18 protein-coding genes are annotated in these 16,682 nt (G+C 70.4%); 8 read left to right on the top strand and 10 right to left on the bottom strand.

Translation table 11 applies throughout. The features are described from left to right. Positions 1 to 24: 24 nt before the first annotated feature. Both MBA17_RS34390 and MBA17_RS34385 read left to right on the top strand, forming a co-directional pair. Complete coding sequence (locus MBA17_RS34390) at positions 25 to 1,500, top strand: LCP family protein (protein ID WP_238501547.1); 1,476 nt, start codon at positions 25 to 27, stop codon at positions 1,498 to 1,500. Positions 1,501 to 1,559: 59 nt separating this feature from the next. After that, a complete protein-coding gene (locus tag MBA17_RS34385; protein WP_238501546.1) occupies positions 1,560 to 1,907 on the top strand; it encodes an STAS domain-containing protein in 348 nt (115 codons plus the stop codon). A 145-nt stretch (positions 1,908 to 2,052) separates the two neighbouring features. Here MBA17_RS34385 and MBA17_RS34380 read toward each other — a convergent pair whose 3' ends face one another. Further along, complete coding sequence (locus MBA17_RS34380) at positions 2,053 to 2,256, bottom strand: cold-shock protein (protein ID WP_238501543.1); 204 nt, start codon at positions 2,254 to 2,256, stop codon at positions 2,053 to 2,055. A 393-nt stretch (positions 2,257 to 2,649) separates the two neighbouring features. Between MBA17_RS34380 and MBA17_RS34375 the strand changes: the two genes are divergently transcribed. Together MBA17_RS34375 and MBA17_RS34370 are read left to right on the top strand one after the other, a co-directional pair. Continuing rightward, positions 2,650 to 3,195 (top strand): RNA polymerase sigma factor, encoded by a 546-nt coding sequence (locus tag MBA17_RS34375; protein ID WP_238501540.1) that lies wholly within the window; start codon positions 2,650 to 2,652, stop codon positions 3,193 to 3,195. Then, positions 3,192 to 3,866, top strand: coding sequence for a hypothetical protein (locus tag MBA17_RS34370; RefSeq protein ID WP_238501537.1), 675 nt, complete (start codon positions 3,192 to 3,194; stop codon positions 3,864 to 3,866). Before MBA17_RS34375 ends, MBA17_RS34370 begins: the two co-directional genes overlap by 4 nt. 135 nt (positions 3,867 to 4,001) lie before the next feature. On the opposite strand, the gene MBA17_RS34365 is transcribed toward MBA17_RS34370, so the two are convergent. Next, positions 4,002 to 4,523, bottom strand: a complete 522-nt coding sequence (locus tag MBA17_RS34365) for a TIGR03086 family metal-binding protein (RefSeq protein WP_238501535.1) — start codon at positions 4,521 to 4,523, stop codon at positions 4,002 to 4,004. A 19-nt stretch (positions 4,524 to 4,542) separates the two neighbouring features. On the opposite strand from MBA17_RS34365, the gene MBA17_RS34360 reads away from it, so the two are divergent. Further along, positions 4,543 to 5,370 carry a DUF6597 domain-containing transcriptional factor gene (locus MBA17_RS34360; RefSeq protein ID WP_238501532.1) on the top strand — a complete coding sequence of 276 codons (828 nt, stop codon included), beginning with the start codon at positions 4,543 to 4,545 and terminating at the stop codon, positions 5,368 to 5,370. Positions 5,371 to 5,400: 30 nt separating this feature from the next. On the opposite strand, the gene MBA17_RS34355 is transcribed toward MBA17_RS34360, so the two are convergent. Then, positions 5,401 to 5,547, bottom strand: coding sequence for an acyl-CoA dehydrogenase family protein (locus MBA17_RS34355; protein WP_455432915.1), 147 nt, complete (start codon positions 5,545 to 5,547; stop codon positions 5,401 to 5,403). Positions 5,548 to 5,598: 51 nt separating this feature from the next. Between MBA17_RS34355 and MBA17_RS34350 the strand changes: the two genes are divergently transcribed. Next, the gene (locus tag MBA17_RS34350; protein WP_238501528.1) at positions 5,599 to 7,062 is read left to right on the top strand and encodes a hypothetical protein; all 1,464 of its coding nucleotides are present in this window, start codon (positions 5,599 to 5,601) and stop codon (positions 7,060 to 7,062) included. Positions 7,063 to 7,298: 236 nt separating this feature from the next. On the opposite strand, the gene MBA17_RS34345 is transcribed toward MBA17_RS34350, so the two are convergent. Continuing rightward, a complete protein-coding gene (locus MBA17_RS34345; RefSeq protein WP_238501526.1) occupies positions 7,299 to 8,465 on the bottom strand; it encodes an acyl-CoA dehydrogenase family protein in 1,167 nt (388 codons plus the stop codon). 120 nt (positions 8,466 to 8,585) lie between these two features. Here MBA17_RS34345 and MBA17_RS34340 point away from each other — a divergent pair, with 120 nt between their 5' ends. Beyond that, positions 8,586 to 9,899: a UDP-glucose dehydrogenase family protein gene (locus MBA17_RS34340; protein WP_238501524.1), complete on the top strand. Its 1,314-nt coding sequence runs from the start codon at positions 8,586 to 8,588 to the stop codon at positions 9,897 to 9,899. 347 nt (positions 9,900 to 10,246) lie between these two features. Here MBA17_RS34340 and purE read toward each other — a convergent pair whose 3' ends face one another. From purE to MBA17_RS34320, 4 genes are read right to left on the bottom strand one after another with little or no spacing between them, the layout of a single operon-like run. Next, the gene (gene purE, locus MBA17_RS34335) at positions 10,247 to 10,780 is read right to left on the bottom strand and encodes a 5-(carboxyamino)imidazole ribonucleotide mutase (RefSeq protein ID WP_455432914.1); all 534 of its coding nucleotides are present in this window, start codon (positions 10,778 to 10,780) and stop codon (positions 10,247 to 10,249) included. Next, on the bottom strand, positions 10,777 to 11,916 hold the full coding sequence (locus MBA17_RS34330; protein ID WP_238501523.1) for a 5-(carboxyamino)imidazole ribonucleotide synthase: 1,140 nt from the start codon (positions 11,914 to 11,916) through the stop codon (positions 10,777 to 10,779). The genes purE and MBA17_RS34330 overlap by 4 nt, the downstream gene beginning before the upstream one ends. A gap of 26 nt (positions 11,917 to 11,942) precedes the next feature. Further along, positions 11,943 to 13,442: a DUF6297 family protein gene (locus tag MBA17_RS34325; protein WP_238501520.1), complete on the bottom strand. Its 1,500-nt coding sequence runs from the start codon at positions 13,440 to 13,442 to the stop codon at positions 11,943 to 11,945. After that, a complete protein-coding gene (locus MBA17_RS34320) occupies positions 13,439 to 14,059 on the bottom strand; it encodes an ABC transporter ATP-binding protein (RefSeq protein ID WP_238501518.1) in 621 nt (206 codons plus the stop codon). Before MBA17_RS34320 ends, MBA17_RS34325 begins: the two co-directional genes overlap by 4 nt. A 185-nt stretch (positions 14,060 to 14,244) precedes the next feature. On the opposite strand from MBA17_RS34320, the gene MBA17_RS34315 reads away from it, so the two are divergent. Continuing rightward, positions 14,245 to 14,712, top strand: a complete 468-nt coding sequence (locus MBA17_RS34315; protein WP_238501517.1) for a GtrA family protein — start codon at positions 14,245 to 14,247, stop codon at positions 14,710 to 14,712. Here the strand turns inward: MBA17_RS34315 and MBA17_RS34310 are convergent. Further along, positions 14,696 to 15,976, bottom strand: coding sequence for an ATP-binding protein (locus MBA17_RS34310; RefSeq protein ID WP_238501515.1), 1,281 nt, complete (start codon positions 15,974 to 15,976; stop codon positions 14,696 to 14,698). The genes MBA17_RS34315 and MBA17_RS34310 overlap by 17 nt on opposite strands. 3 nt (positions 15,977 to 15,979) lie before the next feature. After that, positions 15,980 to 16,648: a response regulator transcription factor gene (locus MBA17_RS34305; protein ID WP_043620820.1), complete on the bottom strand. Its 669-nt coding sequence runs from the start codon at positions 16,646 to 16,648 to the stop codon at positions 15,980 to 15,982. Positions 16,649 to 16,682: the final 34 nt, after the last annotated feature.

Genomic DNA, 16,682 nt, shown 5'->3' with positions numbered 1-16,682 from the left:
GGAAACCTCGTGGGGGGACGGCGCATGAGCGACCCGGAAGAGGAGGACTCGGGGGTGCTCGTGGGCGGCGACGCCTACGGCGGGGTCCAGGTGGGTCCACGGCGCCAGAGCCGCGCCTCCAAGGGCGCCCGCAAGCGGCGCCGTAAGCTTCTGCTCGCGGGCGCGCTGTCGGGCGTGGTGCTGGCCGGCGCGGGCGCGTCGTGGGCGGCGCCCAACCTGGCGGCGGGCGCGATCAGCGAGGTCGACGCGGGAGTCGCCGGCTCGGAGGCGCGCGGCGCGATGAACATCCTGGTCGTCGGCGTGGACAAGCGCGACAACCTCACCCGCCGTCAGCAGAACATGCTCAAACTGGGCCGCGAGACGGGCAACCGCACCGACACGATGATGGTCGTCCACCTGTCGGAGGACCACAGCAAGCTCACCGTGGTCAGCCTGCCGCGCGACACGTGGACGACGATCCCCGGCAACGGCCAACACAAGATCAACTCTGCCTACCAGTTCGGCGGGGCCAAGCTGGCCGTGCGCACGGTGCAGAACGCGACGGGCCTGACCATCAACCACTACGTCGAGGTCAACGTCCTCGGCTTCATCGACGTGGTCGACACCATCGGCGGCGTCTCGGTGTGCACCCCCGTCGCGATCAACGACCCGAAGACCGCGCTCGCCCTGCAGCCGGGCACCTACGAGCTCGACGGCATCAAGGCGCTCTCCTACGCCAGGACCAGGGCCACGGCCCGCTCCGACCTCGACCGGATCGACCGGCAGCAGCAGGTCATCTCCGCCCTGCTCGACCGGGCGCTGAGCGGCGGGGTGCTGGGCAATCCGGTGCGGCTCACCGGGCTGGTCAACTCGGTGCTCAAGACCGTGACCGTCGACAGCGCCCTGTCCGAGGACCTGCTCGGCCTCGCCGGCCAGCTCAAGGACGTCTCGACCGACGACGTGTCCTTCGCCACCGTGCCGCTGTCCGACCCCGACTACACCTCGCCCACCGGGGAGTCGGCCGTGCTGTGGGACAAGGAGGGGGCCAGAGACCTGTTCCGGCGGATCGCCGCCGACGAGGAGCTCACCCCCAAGCCGTCGGCCACTCCCAAGGCCACCCCCAAGGCCACGGCCCCCGCGCTCACCGTGCCGCCGGAGCGCATCGCCGTCCAGGTGCTCAACGGCACCGGCATCACGGGCCGGGGAGCCGCCACGAAGGCCGACCTGATCAAGGCCGGTTTCCGGGTGCCCGGCACGCCCGGCAACACCGCGCGCACCGACTACAAGGAGACCGTGGTCAGATACGGCGCGGGCCGCGAGGATTCCGCCCGTACGGTGGCCGCCGCGCTGCCCGGCGCCGATCTGCGCCAGGTGGACGACCTCGGCGACCGGATCGAGGTGATCGTCGGCAAGAAGTATCCCGGAGCCAAGAAGGTCACGGTGAAGGAGGCGGCGCCGAAGCCCGATCCCACCGCGACGCCGACGACGAAGACCGCGACGCAGAACATCTGCAAGAAATAATCACTTGGGCGAATGATGACCACTTGGGGGGGTACTGCGCCTTCAATGGGGTGGTCATCTTGGAAGTCCTGGTTTGGCGTGACGGACCGTGTGTCGTGGTCCAGCCCGCGGGAGATCTGGATCTCGCGGCGACTCCGCGCCTACGGGCGCACCTCGACCGGGCGCTCAGCACGCCGCAGCCGCCCTGCCTGGTCATCGACCTGACCAAGGTGCCCTTCTGCGACTCCGTCGGCCTGGGCCTGCTCGTGCACACCCTGAACCGGGTCCGGGACGCCCGTGGACGCCTCGTCCTCGCCGTCTCCGCCGGCATGATCACGCACCTGCTGACGATCACCAACCTCGACCGGCACTTCGAGACGTACGACACCCTGCGAGCGGCCCAGGAGTCCTTGACCGCCGTGTCCTGACCGCTTGGCCGGGTCTGCCGGTCGGAGTCGACGAGCGACGCGCTCATGCGCTGCGGGAGCCCTTGGCCGCCGTCCGACCTGACCGCTTCGCCCCGGAAAGCGGAAAACCCGCACCGCCATGCGATGCGGGTTTCCTGGGAACCCCTTAGAGCGCCACGACCTGCTCGGCCTGCGGACCCTTGGGACCACGAGTGGTCTCGAAGGAGACACGCTGGTTCTCCTCGAGGCTGCGGTATCCACTGGTCGCGATTGCCGAGTAGTGGACGAAGACGTCCGGGCTACCGTCGTCGGGCGCAATGAACCCGAAACCCTTTTCGGCGTTGAACCACTTAACGACGCCTTCAGACAACTGCTTCTCCTTCAAGGGAGCCTCGCGGAGCCGCCAGGTCGGCGACTCGCGGCTGCATGCGGGCCTCATCAGATCAAGAGAAGAAGAAGCCCGCTGTCAAGAAACTTCCCACGGGCGCTCCGAAGAGCCACGACGTTCCAGGAAACTAAGACTGCAACAAGTAACAGTAGCAACCTACAACCCGCAGGTCAAACACGCCGCACCAGGCAAACAGATCACCGGTGCGCCGCCGTACGGCGAGCCACGATACCGGTTCCGGGCACTCCTTGAGGATCAGTCTCGGCATCATCACGCCCTGGAGGCACCTGTCCCGCGATTCCCACCTTTTGAAACGCTTCGCACCAGTCCGTCCAAGTAGAGGTGTAAGGGCGAACGACGAAGGGAGCGAGGCCAGTGCGCCTCAACGAAGACCCCGTGGCCTTTGAGGCCTTCTATCGCCGCCATGTCGACGCGGTCATGCGGTTCGTCGTACGCCGGGTGAGCGATCCTCACCTGGCGGCCGACCTGACCGCCGACATCTTTCTGGCGGCCCTGGACTCGGCGCACACCTACCGCCCCGGCCGGGGCAGCGAGATCGCGTGGCTGTACGGCGTGGCGCGCAACGTCGTCGCGGCCCAGCATCGCCGTACGACTCGTGAGGCGCAGGCAGCCGGCCGCGTCGCGGGCAGGCGGCTGATGGACGATGACGATCTCGGCCGGATGGATGAGCGGATCGACGCCGAACGCCAGATGCGGCGTGCCCTGGAGGCGATGGCCGGCCTGCCCGAGGGTGAGCGGGCCGTACTGGAGCTGGTGGCGATCGATCAGCTCACCGTCACCGAGGCCGCCGCGGCGCTGGGCGTCAGGCAGGTGACCGCGCGGGTCCGGCTGCATCGGGCCAGACGTGCCCTTGAGAACGTCGTTTCGCCGCCGACCGTGTACGTGGAGGGACAGGCATGAGCAACTTCGAAGAGCGCCTTCTCAGTGCACTCAAACAAGAGATCACTACCAGGACGGCGGAGGAACACATGGTCATCACGGCACCGAATCGGCGCGGCTCGCGTCGCCGCATCATGGGGCTGGCCGCGGCGGTCACCGGCGTGGCGGCGGCCACCACGGTGGCGCTCACCCTGTACGGCGGAGCCGCCACCCCGGCCTTCGCGGTGGAGAAGAGCCCGGACGGATCGGTCGAGGTGCAGGTCAACGAGTTCCGCGACTCCGCCGGGCTGAAGGCGGAGCTTGCCAAGGCGGGGATCACGGCGGTGGTCGACTACCTGCCCAAGGACCAGACCTGCAAGTCGCCCCGGGGCGAGCACTCGGCCCCCGAGGGAAAGCTGACGATCAACGTCAGCACGAATGAGCAGGGGATCTCGTTCCGGATCGAGGAGGGGCAGATCGCGGCCGACCAGACCCTGGTCCTCGCCTTCTCCGTCGACCAGGACGCCCCCGGCGAGCCGCCCGTCGCGTCCTCGATCGAGATGGTCAAGGGACCGGTCGCCCCCTGCGAGGCCGTCCCGATGCAGCTCCCGCCGCCCGGCAAGGGCACCGAAGGCAAGGGCGGGAAGAGCAACGACAGCACCGAGGGCGGCGCGGACGAAGGACCCAGCCTCACCGAGAAGCTCGACGACTGACGCCCAGGAAGCAGCCTCATATCTGAACGGGTGGCGGCCGCCGTGGGCGTCTCGGCGCTCGCGACGGCCGGCCCCGCCAAGCACGGCAGCCGGGCGCACCGGATCCGCACCTCACTGAGGAGGCGCTGGAGTGGATCACGGTGTCCAGGACGGATCCCGGCCGATGACGCCGAGCAGGCGGTCGAACTGCGGAGCGTCGTCCGGCACCGCCACCGGCGGCCCGAAGACGCCACGCTGTCTGCCCATCTCCACCATCTGGCCGGTGAAGTCCAGCGACCGTGAGACGGCCTCGGGGTCCGGCTCGTACTCCTGACCGGTGGCCCTGGCCAGGTCCCAGCCGTGTACGACCATGTCGACGAGATACATGTGGGCCAGCGCGGTCATCGGCAGGCCCATGGCAGGGCTGGCCCCCTCCCATGCCTCCGGCCGCGACCAGGCGGCCAGCGTGCGCTCCGCCCGCTCGGGAAAGTCGCCCGCGTAAGGTCCCTGCTCGACGTTCGGCCCCTTGCGAGCCAGTGACTCGAACATCTCCGCCACCCACTCGAGGTGGTTGATCAGGCCCTGGACGTCGAACTTCGCGCATGGCGTCAAGGATCGGAGTTGTTCCTGCCGGATCGCTCGCACCAACCCCGCGGTCCGTTCGGTGGAGCGCGTCATCAGGGGCATCATGTCTTCCATGGCAGCAATCGTGCCCCGACCACCCGAAACGCGGCTTGTAAAAACACGACAGCGCGGCTGGGTCGACCCGTACGCGGGGCTCAACGCCTTCGATTACACCCGCCAGACACCATCATCCGAAATTTCGGCGTATGTGGAGCACTTCTGGGTCGTCACGTGGACCGATCTCGCCGAGCCGTACGAACAGCGCATCGTCTCCCACCCCAGCGTGAACATGACGATCACCCAGGACTTCCACCAGATCGCGGGAGTGATCAAGGGCGGGTTCTCCTACACGATGCGGGGCAGCGGCCGCGTGCTCGGCACCCGCTTCCGCCCCGGCGGCTTCCGGCCCTTCCTCGGCGGCCCGGTGTCCCAGCTGACCGATCGCTTCGTCGAGATCGGCGAGATGTACGGCACAGCGGGCGCCACCCTGGTCGAGCGAGTCCTGGCCGAGCCCGACGCCCGGGCCGCCATCGCGCTCACCGAAACGTTCCTGCTGGGTTTGGCGCCGGATCGGGATCCGCTGGCGGAAGAGGTCGCGGCGCTGGTGGCGCTGGCGGAGGGCGACGTGTCCGTGACCAGGGTCGACGAGCTGGCCGCCCGAGCGGGGCTGTCGGTGCGCTCGCTCCAGCGGCTGTTCAGGGACTATGTCGGCATCGGCCCCAAGTGGGTGATCCGCCGCTTCCGGCTGCACGAGGCCGCGGAGCGGATCCACCACGGCCTCGACCTCGCCACGCTGGCCGCCGAGCTCGGCTACACCGACCAGGCCCACCTGACCCGCGACTTCACCGCCGCGGTCGGCATGCCACCCGCGACCTACGCCCGGCTCAGAAGACCGGCCTGATCTCACAGTCCCGGTCTCGCCGGGCACCCCTCACTTGAGAATCTGCCTGGCCATGACCATGCGCTGGATCTGGTCGGTGCCCTCGTAGATCTGGGCGATCTCGGCGTCGCGCACCCGGCTGGTTCGGTTTCCCCGTGCCTGCCATGGAGCTTCATGATTGTGCATCGCTTCTGGCAAGCCTCGTCGGCATGTCCGTCCGCCGGAGGGGACCGGCGCTAAGAAAAGCAGGTGGGATCAAGCAAATCGCTTCGTTCGTGGCTGTCGGCCGATCCAGGGCGCACGCTGCTGATTCTGGTGGCCGTCTGCTACGGGATCGTCCAGTTGGTCGGGGTCACTTCCAGGATGGGGCTGGGGTGGGACGAGGTCGTCTACGTCAGCCAGGTCGATCCCCGCGGGCCCGCCACCGAGTTCATCGCGCCTCGCGCCCGGGGAATCACCCTGATCGTCGCCCCGATTGTGCTGCTCACCTCGTCGACGGACGCGCTGCGGATCTATCTGAGCCTGCTGTCGGCCGTGGCGCTGTACGCGTCGTTCGGAACCTGGCTGCGGGTGCGCCCCGGAGCGCTGGCGCCCATCGCCGCCCTGCTGTTCGCGTCCCTGTGGCTGTCGTTGTTCTACGGGAACGCGGCCATGCCGAACATGTGGGTGGCGTTCGGGGCGGTGGCCGCCGTCGGCTTCTTCCTGCGCTGCATGCGGCCGGAGAGCGGGCGGGGGCCGGTGATAGGGCTGGCGGTGAGCGTGGCCGCGGTGGCCCTGCTTCGCCCGCCGGACAGTGTCTGGCTCGTCCTCCCGCTCGCGGTGGCGCTCGCCAAGCCGGGATGGCGGCGGGCCGGAGTGGGGGGCGCCCTCGTCGTGGGCCTGGTGGCCGGTTGGGCCGACTGGATCATCGAGGCGTTCGTGCGCTTCGGCGGGCCGGCCGCTCGCTGGCGGGCCGCCGGAGCGGCGAACGAGACCGGCCTGCACGTCTCGCTCTACGAGCACGCTCGCGCGCTCAACGGGCCGTTGCTCTGCCGGCCTCCCGTGCACTGCGGCCCCGTCGAGCTGCCCTGGCTGCTTTGGTGGGGCGCGATCCCCGTCCTCGTCCTGCTCGGTCTGTACGCGGCGGGACGCCGTGAACGCCTGGCCGAGTGCGTGCTGCCGGCCGTCGCCGGCCTGTCGCTGGCCGTGCCGTACATCTTCCTGGTCGGCTACGCGGCGCCCCGGTTCCTGCTTCCCACGTACGCGCTGCTGGCGTTCCCGATCGCGCACAGCGCCCTCTGGCTGCTGGAAGGACCACGCCTGCGAGCGGCTCGCCGTGCCGGTGCCGGTCTCGTGGCCGCCGGTTTCCTCGCTCAGTTCGTCCTGCAGGGCCTGACGCTCGAGAAGCTCGTCTCGCTGCGACTGTCCACGCGGCAGGCCGACGTCGAGGCCGCCGGCGCGTTGACCGCGTTCGCCGTCCACCGGCCTTGCCTCGTGTACGGCGAGCGCGCGGTGATGATCGCTTACCGGGCGGGGTGCGAGTCGCACACCGTCTTGCACTGGCCGCAGGACAGCGAGGTGCCGGCGCCCGTGCTCGGTGCCCAGCACGCGGGAAAGCGCGTGGTCGCCGTCGACAAGGGCCGTTCGATCCCGGCACCGTTCCTCCAGACCTGGGAGCGACGGCGACTGCCAGAAGTACGGCCCGGCACGTGGTACGCGTACATTCCCCGCTGACGATCCGTCGGGGAGATCGGCGGGCGAGCGAGTCCGCCGTGCCCGGTCCCGAACGGCACAGACAGATATCCAGAATCAGCCGGTGTTCGCCCAGCCCGCAGCTACCGATCCCGGCCGGGTCTTCCTGATCGGGGACGCCGCAGGGCGCGTCGATCGGCCCCCTCTTGTAGCGGGCCTCGTCGCGGAACGAACCCCGCCCGTGATCGGATCGAGGCGGGGTTCCCTCTGGTCATGGGCTACTTGAGGATCTGCCTGGCCATGACCATGCGCTGGATCTGGTTGGTGCCCTCGTAGATCTGGGTGATCTTGGCGTCGCGCATCATGCGCTCGACGGGGTAGTCGCGGGTGTAGCCGTAGCCGCCGAGGAGCTGGACCGCGTCGGTGGTGATGTCCATGGCGGCGTCGGAGGCGGCGCACTTGGCGGCGCTGGAGAAGAAGGTGAGGTCGCGGACGGGGGTGCCGTGCATGGCCAGCTCCGACTTGGCGGCCGCGGCGTAGGTGAGCTGGCGGGCGGCTTCGAGCTTCATGGCCATGTCAGCGATCATGAACTGCAGGCCCTGGAACTCGGCGATGGCCTTGCCGAACTGCTTGCGCTCCTTGACGTAGCCGACCGCGTGGTCGAGGGCGCCCTGGGCGATGCCGAGAGCCTGGGCGGCGATGGTGATGCGGGTGTGGTCGAGGGTGGCGAGGGCGGTCTTGAAGCCGGTGCCGGGCTCGCCGATCATGCGTGACGCGGGGATGCGCACGTTGTCGAAGATGACCTGGCGGGTCGGCGACGCCTTGATGCCGAGTTTCCGCTCCTTCGCACCGAACGAGACGCCCTCGTCCGACTTCTCCACGACGAAGGCGGAGATGCCGCGCGCGCCGGCCGACGGGTCGGTGACGGCCATCGTCGTGTAGAACTCCGACACCCCCGCGTTAGTGATCCACATCTTGGTGCCGTTGAGCACGTAGTGGTCGCCGTCGAGGACGGCGCGGGTCTTCATCGCGGCCGCGTCGCTGCCGGCCTCCGGCTCCGAGAGCGCGTAGGAGAACATCGCGTCACCGCGGGCGACCGGGGCGAGATACTTCTCCTTGAGCTCCGGAGACGCGCTGAGCAGCAGCGGCACGGTGCCCAGCTTGTTGACGGCCGGGATCAGCGAGGAGGAGGCGCAGGCGCGGGCGACCTCCTCGATGACGATCACCGTGGCGAGCGCGTCCGCCCCCGCCCCGCCGTACTCCTCGGGCACGTGCACGGCGTGGAAGTCGGCCGCGACGAGGTCCTTATAGACCTCCCACGGGAACTCTCCCGTCTCGTCGGCCTCGGCCGCGCGGGGAGCGATCTTCTGGTCGGCGAGGGCCCGCACGGCCTCGCGGAGCATCTCGTGCTCTTCGGCGGGCGCATAGAGAGGGAAGCTGCTCATGCAACAGATAGTAGGACGTCCAACAATGTGTGTCCCCGCAGCCCGGGGAAAGTAGTGGGGCCGGTAACATGCCTCGGCAACCCGACCGCGATGATTGGGTAAGTGGAGAGGAGAGCGGACGTGCCATATCGCCTCACGGTTCTGGGAACCGGTTATCTCGGTGCCACACACGCGGCCAGCATGGCCGAACTGGGCTTCGAGGTCCTCGGCCTCGACATCGACGCGGCCAAGATCGAGCGATTGCGCAACGGTGAGCTTCCCATCCACGAACCCGGCCTGCAGGAGGTGCTGCGCCGCAACCTCGACTCCGGGCGGCTGCGCTTCACGACCTCCTTCGAGGAGGCGGCCGAGTTCGGCGACGTGCACTTCGTCTGCGTGGGTACACCGCAGAAGAAGGGCGAGAACGCCGCCGACGTGTCCTACCTCGACGCCGTGGTCGAGTCGCTGGCGCCGTATCTCACCCGCGAGTGCCTGGTGGTGGGCAAGTCCACCGTGCCGGTGGGCACCGCGCAGCGCCTGGCCGACAAGCTCGTACGGCTGGCGCCCGCCGGCCCGCTGGTGGAGCTGGCCTGGAATCCCGAGTTCCTGCGCGAGGGGTTCGCGGTGCACGACACCCTGCACCCCGACCGGATCGTGCTCGGCGTGACCAGCGACAAGGCCGAGAAGATCCTGCGCGACCTCTACTCACCGCTCGGCGACGTGCCGGTGATCGTCACCGACCTTCCGACGTCCGAGCTGGTCAAGAGTGCCGCCAACGCGTTCCTGGCGACCAAGATCTCGTTCATCAACGCGATGGCCGAGGTGTGCGAGTCGGCGCACGCCGACGTCCAGCAACTCTCGCTCGCGCTCTCCTACGACGAGCGGATCGGCGGCAAGTTCCTCAACCCCGGCCTCGGCTTCGGCGGGGGGTGCCTGCCCAAGGACATCAGGGCGTTCATGGCGCGGGCCGGCGAGCTGGGCGCCGACCAGGCGCTGACGTTTCTGCGCGAGGTCGACGAGATCAACATGCGACGCCGCGCCAGGATGGTCGACCTCGCCCGCGACCTCGCCGGAGGTTCCTTCCACGGGTGCACCGTCGGCGTGCTGGGCGCCGCCTTCAAGCCCAACTCCGACGACATCCGCGACTCCCCCGCCCTCGACGTGGCCGTCACGATCGGGCAGCAGGGCGGCCAGGTGACGATCTACGACCCGGTCGCCCTGGACAACGCGCGCAGGGCGCACCCGGAGCTGTCCTACGGCTCCTCGGCCATGGACGCCGCCCGTGGCGCCAACGTCGTGCTGTTGCTGACCGAGTGGCAGGAGTTCATCGACCTCGACCCGGAGGCCCTGGGCGCGGTCGTGTCCACCCGCAAGATCGTCGATGGCCGCAACGCGCTCGACGCCGAAACCTGGCGCGCCGCAGGCTGGCACTACCGCGCCCTGGGCCGCCCATAACCCCACGAACCCACCGACTCCTGGGCGACCGCCACCATCAGGCCGCACACCACCCGCCTCGGGCCGCCTCGGGCGAAGCCTTTGGGCCCCGGGTAAAGCTTCGGCCTCAGGTGGCCCTTTGGCCCCGGTAAGCCTTGGGCCACCGGGTAAGCCCCGGGCCTCGGGTGGCCCTCGGGCCTTGGCCCTTGGCCCTCGGGCCTTGGTCTTTGGGGCTCGGGCCTTGGTCCTTGGGGCTCGGGCCTCGGGCAGACCGTTCAGATCCTCGGGTGGCCCTTGGGCCCGGGTAAGCCTGGCCTCGGGTGGCCCTCGCCGGTCTTGGGCCTCGGGCCGCCCGCAGCCCCAGGCCGCTACTCCGCCCCGGGCCGCCCGTAGTCCGCCGCCTCGGCCCTGAGCTTCTCGCCCTTGGCGTGGGCCTGAGCCTTGAGGGTGTCCTGGAAGTCGAGCATCCGGGAGCGCAGGGCGGGGTCCGCGGCCGCCAGGATCCGTACGGCCAGCAGCCCCGCGTTCCTGGCGCCGCCGATGGCGACGGTGGCCACCGGGACCCCGGCGGGCATCTGCACGATCGACAGCAGCGAGTCCATCCCGTCGAGGTACTTCAGCGGGACGGGGACGCCGATCACCGGGAGCGGCGTCACCGAGGCGAGCATGCCGGGCAGGTGGGCGGCCCCGCCGGCGCCGGCGATGATCACCCGGAGCCCCCGGTCGGCGGCCTGCGTGCCGTACTCGATCATCTCGGCGGGCATCCGGTGCGCGGAGACCACGTCGGCCTCGAACGGCACGCCGAACTCCGCGAGCGCTTCGGCGGCGAGCTTCATCACCGGCCAGTCGGAGTCGCTGCCCATCACGATCCCGACCTGGGGCCCGGCCTGGGGCTCGCTCACGTGTAGATCCCTTCGGAGAGGTAGGTCGCGGCGTGCCGGGCACGGGCGCGGACGGTTTCGAGGTCGTCGCCGAGGGCGGTGACATGGCCGATCTTGCGGCCGGGGCGCACGTCCTTGCCGTAGAAGTGCACCTTGATGCCGGGGTCGTGGGCCATGACGTGCTCGTAGCGGGCGTAGACGTCGGGGTCGTCGCCACCGAGGACGTTGGCCATCACCACGACGGGAGCGGTCATGGTCGGGGCGCCGAGCGGGAGGTCCAGCACGGCGCGCAGGTGCTGCTCGAACTGTGAGGTGCGGGCGCCCTCGATGGTCCAGTGCCCGCTGTTGTGCGGGCGCATGGCCAGCTCGTTGACCAGCAGCCCGGAGGCCGTCTGGAACATCTCGACCGCGAGCAGCCCGGTCACGTCCAGCTCGTTCGCGATCGTCAGGGCGATCCGCTGGGCCACCGCCGCCTGCTCGGGGTCGAGCCCGGGGGCGGGCGCGAGCACCTCCACGCAGATCCCGTCGCGCTGGACCGTCTCCACCACCGGGTAGCTGACGCCTTGGCGGTGCGGCGAGCGCGCGACCAGCACCGCCAGCTCGCGCTCGAACGGCACGAACGCCTCGGCCATCAGCGGCACCCCGCTGCCCAGCACCTCGTCCGCCAGGGCCGGCAGCGCCTCGGCGGACGGGCAGACCCAGACGCCGCGCCCGTCGTACCCTCCGCGCACCGCCTTGAGCACCACGGGCCAGCCGTGCTCCGCGCCGAACGCCTCGATCTCGGCGGCCGACTCGACCCGCCGCCACGCCGGGCAGGGCGCGCCGATCGCGGTCAGCCGCTCACGCATGACCGCCTTGTCCTGGGCGTGCACGAGAGCGCCCGCTCCGGGGTGTACGGCGTGGCCGTCGGCGGCGAGGGCCTCGATGTGCCCGGTCGGCACGTGTTCGTGGTCGAAGGTGATCGCATCGCATCCCTTGGCCAGGTCACGAAGGTCACTGAGGTCGCGATGGTCGCCGAGTCGCACGTCGGAGATGACCCGGGCGGCGCTCTCCTCGGGCGAGGATGCGAGCAGGCGCAGCTCGATCCCGAGCGCGATGGCGGCCTGCTGGGTCATCCTGGCCAGCTGGCCGGCTCCGATGATTCCGACGACGGGCATGTTAGGGCTGCTCACGTCGCCCCAGCCTACCTGGCGGCACGGATGAGATAACCGGCCAGGACGGCCGCACCGGTGACCGCCTGCGCCACCAGGAACCCGCCGAGTGCGCCCGGCTGGAAGACGAGCGCCACCACCAGGGGCAGAGTGCCGAGGGCGGCGAGATCGACTCCGGTCAGCGCCCAGAGGGCCGGGCCGGTGGGGATCGCCCCGCCGGGTGTGTCGATGACCGGCATCGAATGGTCGATCGGCCGCCGGCGGGCCGCCCGCAGCGCCCCGGCGGCCAGGGCCGGCGCGGCGAGCGGGCCGAACAGCCACCACGGCCCGCCGGTCAGCGCGCCCGCCGCGAGCAGCCCGCCGAGCGCGAGCGTGAGCCAGCTGGCGACCAGCAGCGCGGGCAGCACCGCGCGGGCGGCGAGCGCGGCGCGCCGGTCCACGCCGAGCAGGCGGGCGAGGCTCGGGTTGTCCCCGTCGCGCCGCGCGCCCGACGCCGCCGTGGCCGCGACGGCCAGTCCGCCGGCCACCGTGACGAGAACCGTCACCGGCGGGGCGAGTCCCCCGCCCGCCTGGGCGGCCACGGCGGGCAGCACGGCGGTGGCGAGCAACGCGGCCGCTCGCCGGGGGCGCCTGGCGAGCCTGCGCCAGTCCTGCCAGGCCAGAGCGAGCGGTGCGGGCAGCGCAGGCCACGGCCGCGAGCGCAGGGCCCGGCCGCGCCAGTGGTTGTCCTCGGCGATCCAGGTGAGCGCCCCGGGATCCATGCTCACGGTCGCGGTGGCCACGTGGCCCACGCGGGTGGAGGCGGCCAGCAGGGTACGGGTGGGGATGCGGTCCAGTGACCGCCAGGCGAGCCGTACGAGGAGGGCGGCGGTCGCGGCGGCGAGGCCGGCGAGTGCGGCGCTCGCGGACGCGGGAGCGGCGGCCACGGCGGTCAGGAGCTGACGTCCCGGTCCCGCCTCGAGCAGCGCGGCCAGGGCGGCGACGGTCGCGGCGGCGGCCATGGTGAGGGTCAGCCAGGAGTCCCAGGGCTGCGACGACTGGGCGAGCACGGCCGTCGCCATGCCTCCCGCCGTCGCGGACACGCCGAGCAGAAGCGCCGCCGCCAGCCGCCAGACGACCTGGTCCCCCGCCCCGAACACGGCGAACGCCGCGAGACCGAGCACCAGCCCGGCCGTCAGGGAGACCGCCAGCAGGATGCCCGCCGACTTGCCGAGCACGCCCCGGCGCGGCAGCGGCGACAGCACCATCCAGGCGGCGTCCGCGGCCGGCAGCGCGACCGGCCCGAACATCCGGGCGAGGCCCAGGAGACAGAGGTACGCCAGGGCGAGCAGCACGATGCCCGCGCCCATCCGGGACGGGTCGGCCTGGCGCGCGGCGGCGGCGATCGCCGCCGAGACCGGCTGGGCGACCGTCGCACCCACCAGGACCAGCCCGAACAGCATGGCGTAGCGATCCGACCAGCTCGACGGTCTGCGCCGCTTCGACCGGATGAACGCCCGTACGGCCGGCACCCCGCCCACCCCGCCGGTCATGCCGCGAGCACGATCTGGCGGGCGGAGGTGTCCTCGGCCAGCAGGGGGTCGTGGGTGGCCATCACCACGGTGCCGCCCGCTTCGGCGTACTCCAGCAGGATCGTGCCGAGCCGCCGCCGGAAGTTCGCGTCGAGGCCGCGCTCGGGCTCGTCGAGCAGCAGCAACCGGCTCGGCCGCAGCAGCGCCATGGCCAGGGACAGCCGCTGGCGCTGGCCGGTGGAGAGGTTCAGCGGGGTGGCGTCGGCCCGTGCCGCGAGGTCGAACATCGCCAGCACGGCCGGCACCTCCAGCCGGGGCGAGTCGTGTACGGCGCGCATCATCTCCAGGTGCTCTCGGACAGTCAGCCCGGGATACCAGGCGGGTTCGTCGCCCACCATGGCCACGTCGCGCCAGAAGGCGGCGTCGTCGTCCGGCGGTCCGCCGAGGACGTCGAGCCGGCCCGCGTCCAGCGACTGGAGTCCGGCGATGCAGCGGAGCAGCGTCGACTTCCCGGTCCCGTTGGCACCGATCACGGCGACGATCTCACCCTTCGAGGCGGCGAGGCCGACGCCGCTGAGCACGGGATTGCCGCCCAGCGTTACCCGGACATCACTGACCATGACGATTGATTCAGGCACTGTTCGACCCTAACTGTCCCTAAACCCTGATATTTCATTTCTTAGGGTTTGAATGGGGGGAACACCGGCAACGGCGCCAACCCCCGTACGAAGGCGGCTCCTCCCCCGGTAGCCTGAACCGGAAGAGCCAGCCGCCCGTGCCTCAGATGGAGCCGTCGGCGAACCGAAAGGACCGTGCAGGAGACGTGCAGCTTCTCAGACGCGCTTACCACCGGTTCGCGGTCCTGGTGCGTGAGCTGGCCAAGTTCGGCACCATCGGGGCGATCGCCTTCGTGATCGACTTCGGGGTGTCCAACTTCGCGCGGTACGGCATAGATCTCGGCCCACTGACCTCGAAGGTCGTCGCGACCGTCATCGCCGCCACGTTCGCCTACCTGGGCAACCGGTTCTGGACCTGGCGTGACCGGGAGCAGAGCGGCCTCGCCAGGGAATACATCCTGTTCTTCGTGCTCAACGCGATCGGGCTGCTGATCTCGCTGCTGGTGCTGGGCTTCGTGACCTACACGCTCAACCTGCACGACCCGGTGAGCTACAACGTCGCCATGATCATCGGCACCGGGCTGGGCACCCTGTTCCGCTACTGGTCGTACAAGAAGTGGGTCTTCCTCGAACCCGACCTGCCCGAGCCCGAGCTCGTCACGCGGGGCCGCTGACCACGCGGTTCCGGTCGCCGTTCTCCTTGACCGGAAGCAGGAAGACGGCGAAGACCGCCGGGCGTGGCCGAAGCAGTTCCAGCCGGCCTCCGTCGGCGGCGGCGAGCGCGCGTGCCAGGGTCAGGCCCAGGCCGGTTCCGCCCCCGCCGCTCACGTTGCGCTCGAAGACCTTCGGGGCTAGGTCGTCGGGGATGCCGGGGCCCTGGTCGGCGACCTCGATGACGATCGACTTCTCGCTGCTGCTGGTGGTGACGATGACGGGCCCGCCGCCGTGCTCCAGGGAGTTCTCCAGCAACGAGGACAGCACCTGGCCCAGACCGCCCTCGGTCGCCATCGCCCGCAGATTCCGGTCGCCGTCGAGTATGAGCTTCCTGCCCGATCTGCGGAACGCGGGCTCCCACTCGGTGACCTGCTGGGCCAGGATCGGGTCGATCTCGATGGGCGCCGCCTGGGAGTGCCGCTGGCGGCGGGCCGCGGCGAGCAGTTCGTCGATCACCGCGGTGAGGCGTTCGGCCTGCACGATCGCCGCCTCGCCCTCCTCACGCACGATGCCCGGCTGGTCGGCCGCCGCGACGATCTCCTCCAGGCGCATGGTCAGCCCGGTCAGCGGGGTTCTGAGCTGGTGTGAGGCGTCCGTGGCGAACTCACGCTCGCGGCTCAGCAGATCGGAGATGCGGGTCGCGCTGCGGTCGAGCACCTCGGCGACCCGGTCGAGCTCCTGGATGCCATAGCGGTGCTTACTCGGGCGCGCGTCACCCGACCCCAGGCGTTCCGCCATCACCCCCAGGTCCTTGAGCGGAAGCGTCAGCCTGCGTGACTGCACGATCGCCAGCCCGACGGCGACCGCCAGCGCGGCGGCGGCGAGCGCGACGATGAGCAGCAGCCGGGCGCGGACGTCCCGCTCCACCTCCGCCCGGTCACGGCTGACCTGCACCCACACGCCGCTTTCCGAGTGGGCGTCCGCGGTCATCTTCTGCCCGGGAGAGGGCTCGGTGCCGACGATGGTCGCCGTTGGGGGGTTACCACCCTCGTACACCTGGATGTAGCGATCCGGATAGTTACGGGCTAGCTGCTCGGAGTTGATGGGTTCGTCCTGGATTCGGGCGTACTCCACCTCCCCCAGCAGTCGCCGGGACTCGGACTGTAACTCCTGGCCCGCCTCGTCGACGATCAGCTGGCTGACCACCACACCAAGGGGGACCCCCAGCAGCACGACCGCGATGACCGCGACGACCAGGGTGGAGAACAGCAGTCTGCGACGCATCCCCTACTCGCGCTCGAACCGGAAGCCGACCCCTCGCACCGTCGTGATGTAACGCGGCTTCGCCGCGTCGTCGCCGAGTTTGCGACGCAGCCAGGAGATGTGCATGTCGAGTGTCTTGGTCGAGCCCCACCAGTTGGTGTCCCACACCTCGCGCATGATCTGCTCGCGGGTGACCACCTTCCCGGCATCGCGGACCAGCACCCTGAGCAGGTCGAATTCCTTGGTGGTCAGATGCAGCTCCTTTTCGCCCATCCAGGCGCGCCGGGAGTCGGCGTCGATCCGCACCCCCTGCACGACGGGCGTCTCGGAGGTGCCGCGGCGCAGCAGCGCGCGGACCCTGGCGAGCAGTTCGGCCAGGCGGAACGGCTTGGTGACGTAGTCGTCGGCGCCGGCGTCGAGGCCGACGACGGTGTCCACCTCGTCGACCCGGGCGGTGAGGATCAGCACGGGTGTGCCGTGCCCCTCCGCGCGGATCCGGCGGGCGACTTCCAGGCCGTCCATCTCTGGCAGGCCAAGGTCAAGAACGATCAGATCGATTCCCCCCGACAGAGCCCTCTCCAGGGCCTGCGGGCCGTCGGGGCTCACCTCTACCTGATAGCCCTCACGGCGCAACGCGCGCGCCAGCGGCTCGGAGATCGAGGTGTCATCCTCGGCGAGAAGTACGCAGGTCATAAAGCGATCGTAGGACCTTAGGGGATCGTTTCCC

Origin of the sequence: Dolomitihabitans soli (assembly GCF_022213955.1) — a bacterium.
Lineage (GTDB): Bacteria > Actinomycetota > Actinomycetes > Streptosporangiales > Streptosporangiaceae > Streptosporangium_A > Streptosporangium_A soli.
Note: the sequence above shows the minus strand (reverse complement) of the source record. Positions and strands in the feature narration are given on the sequence as shown.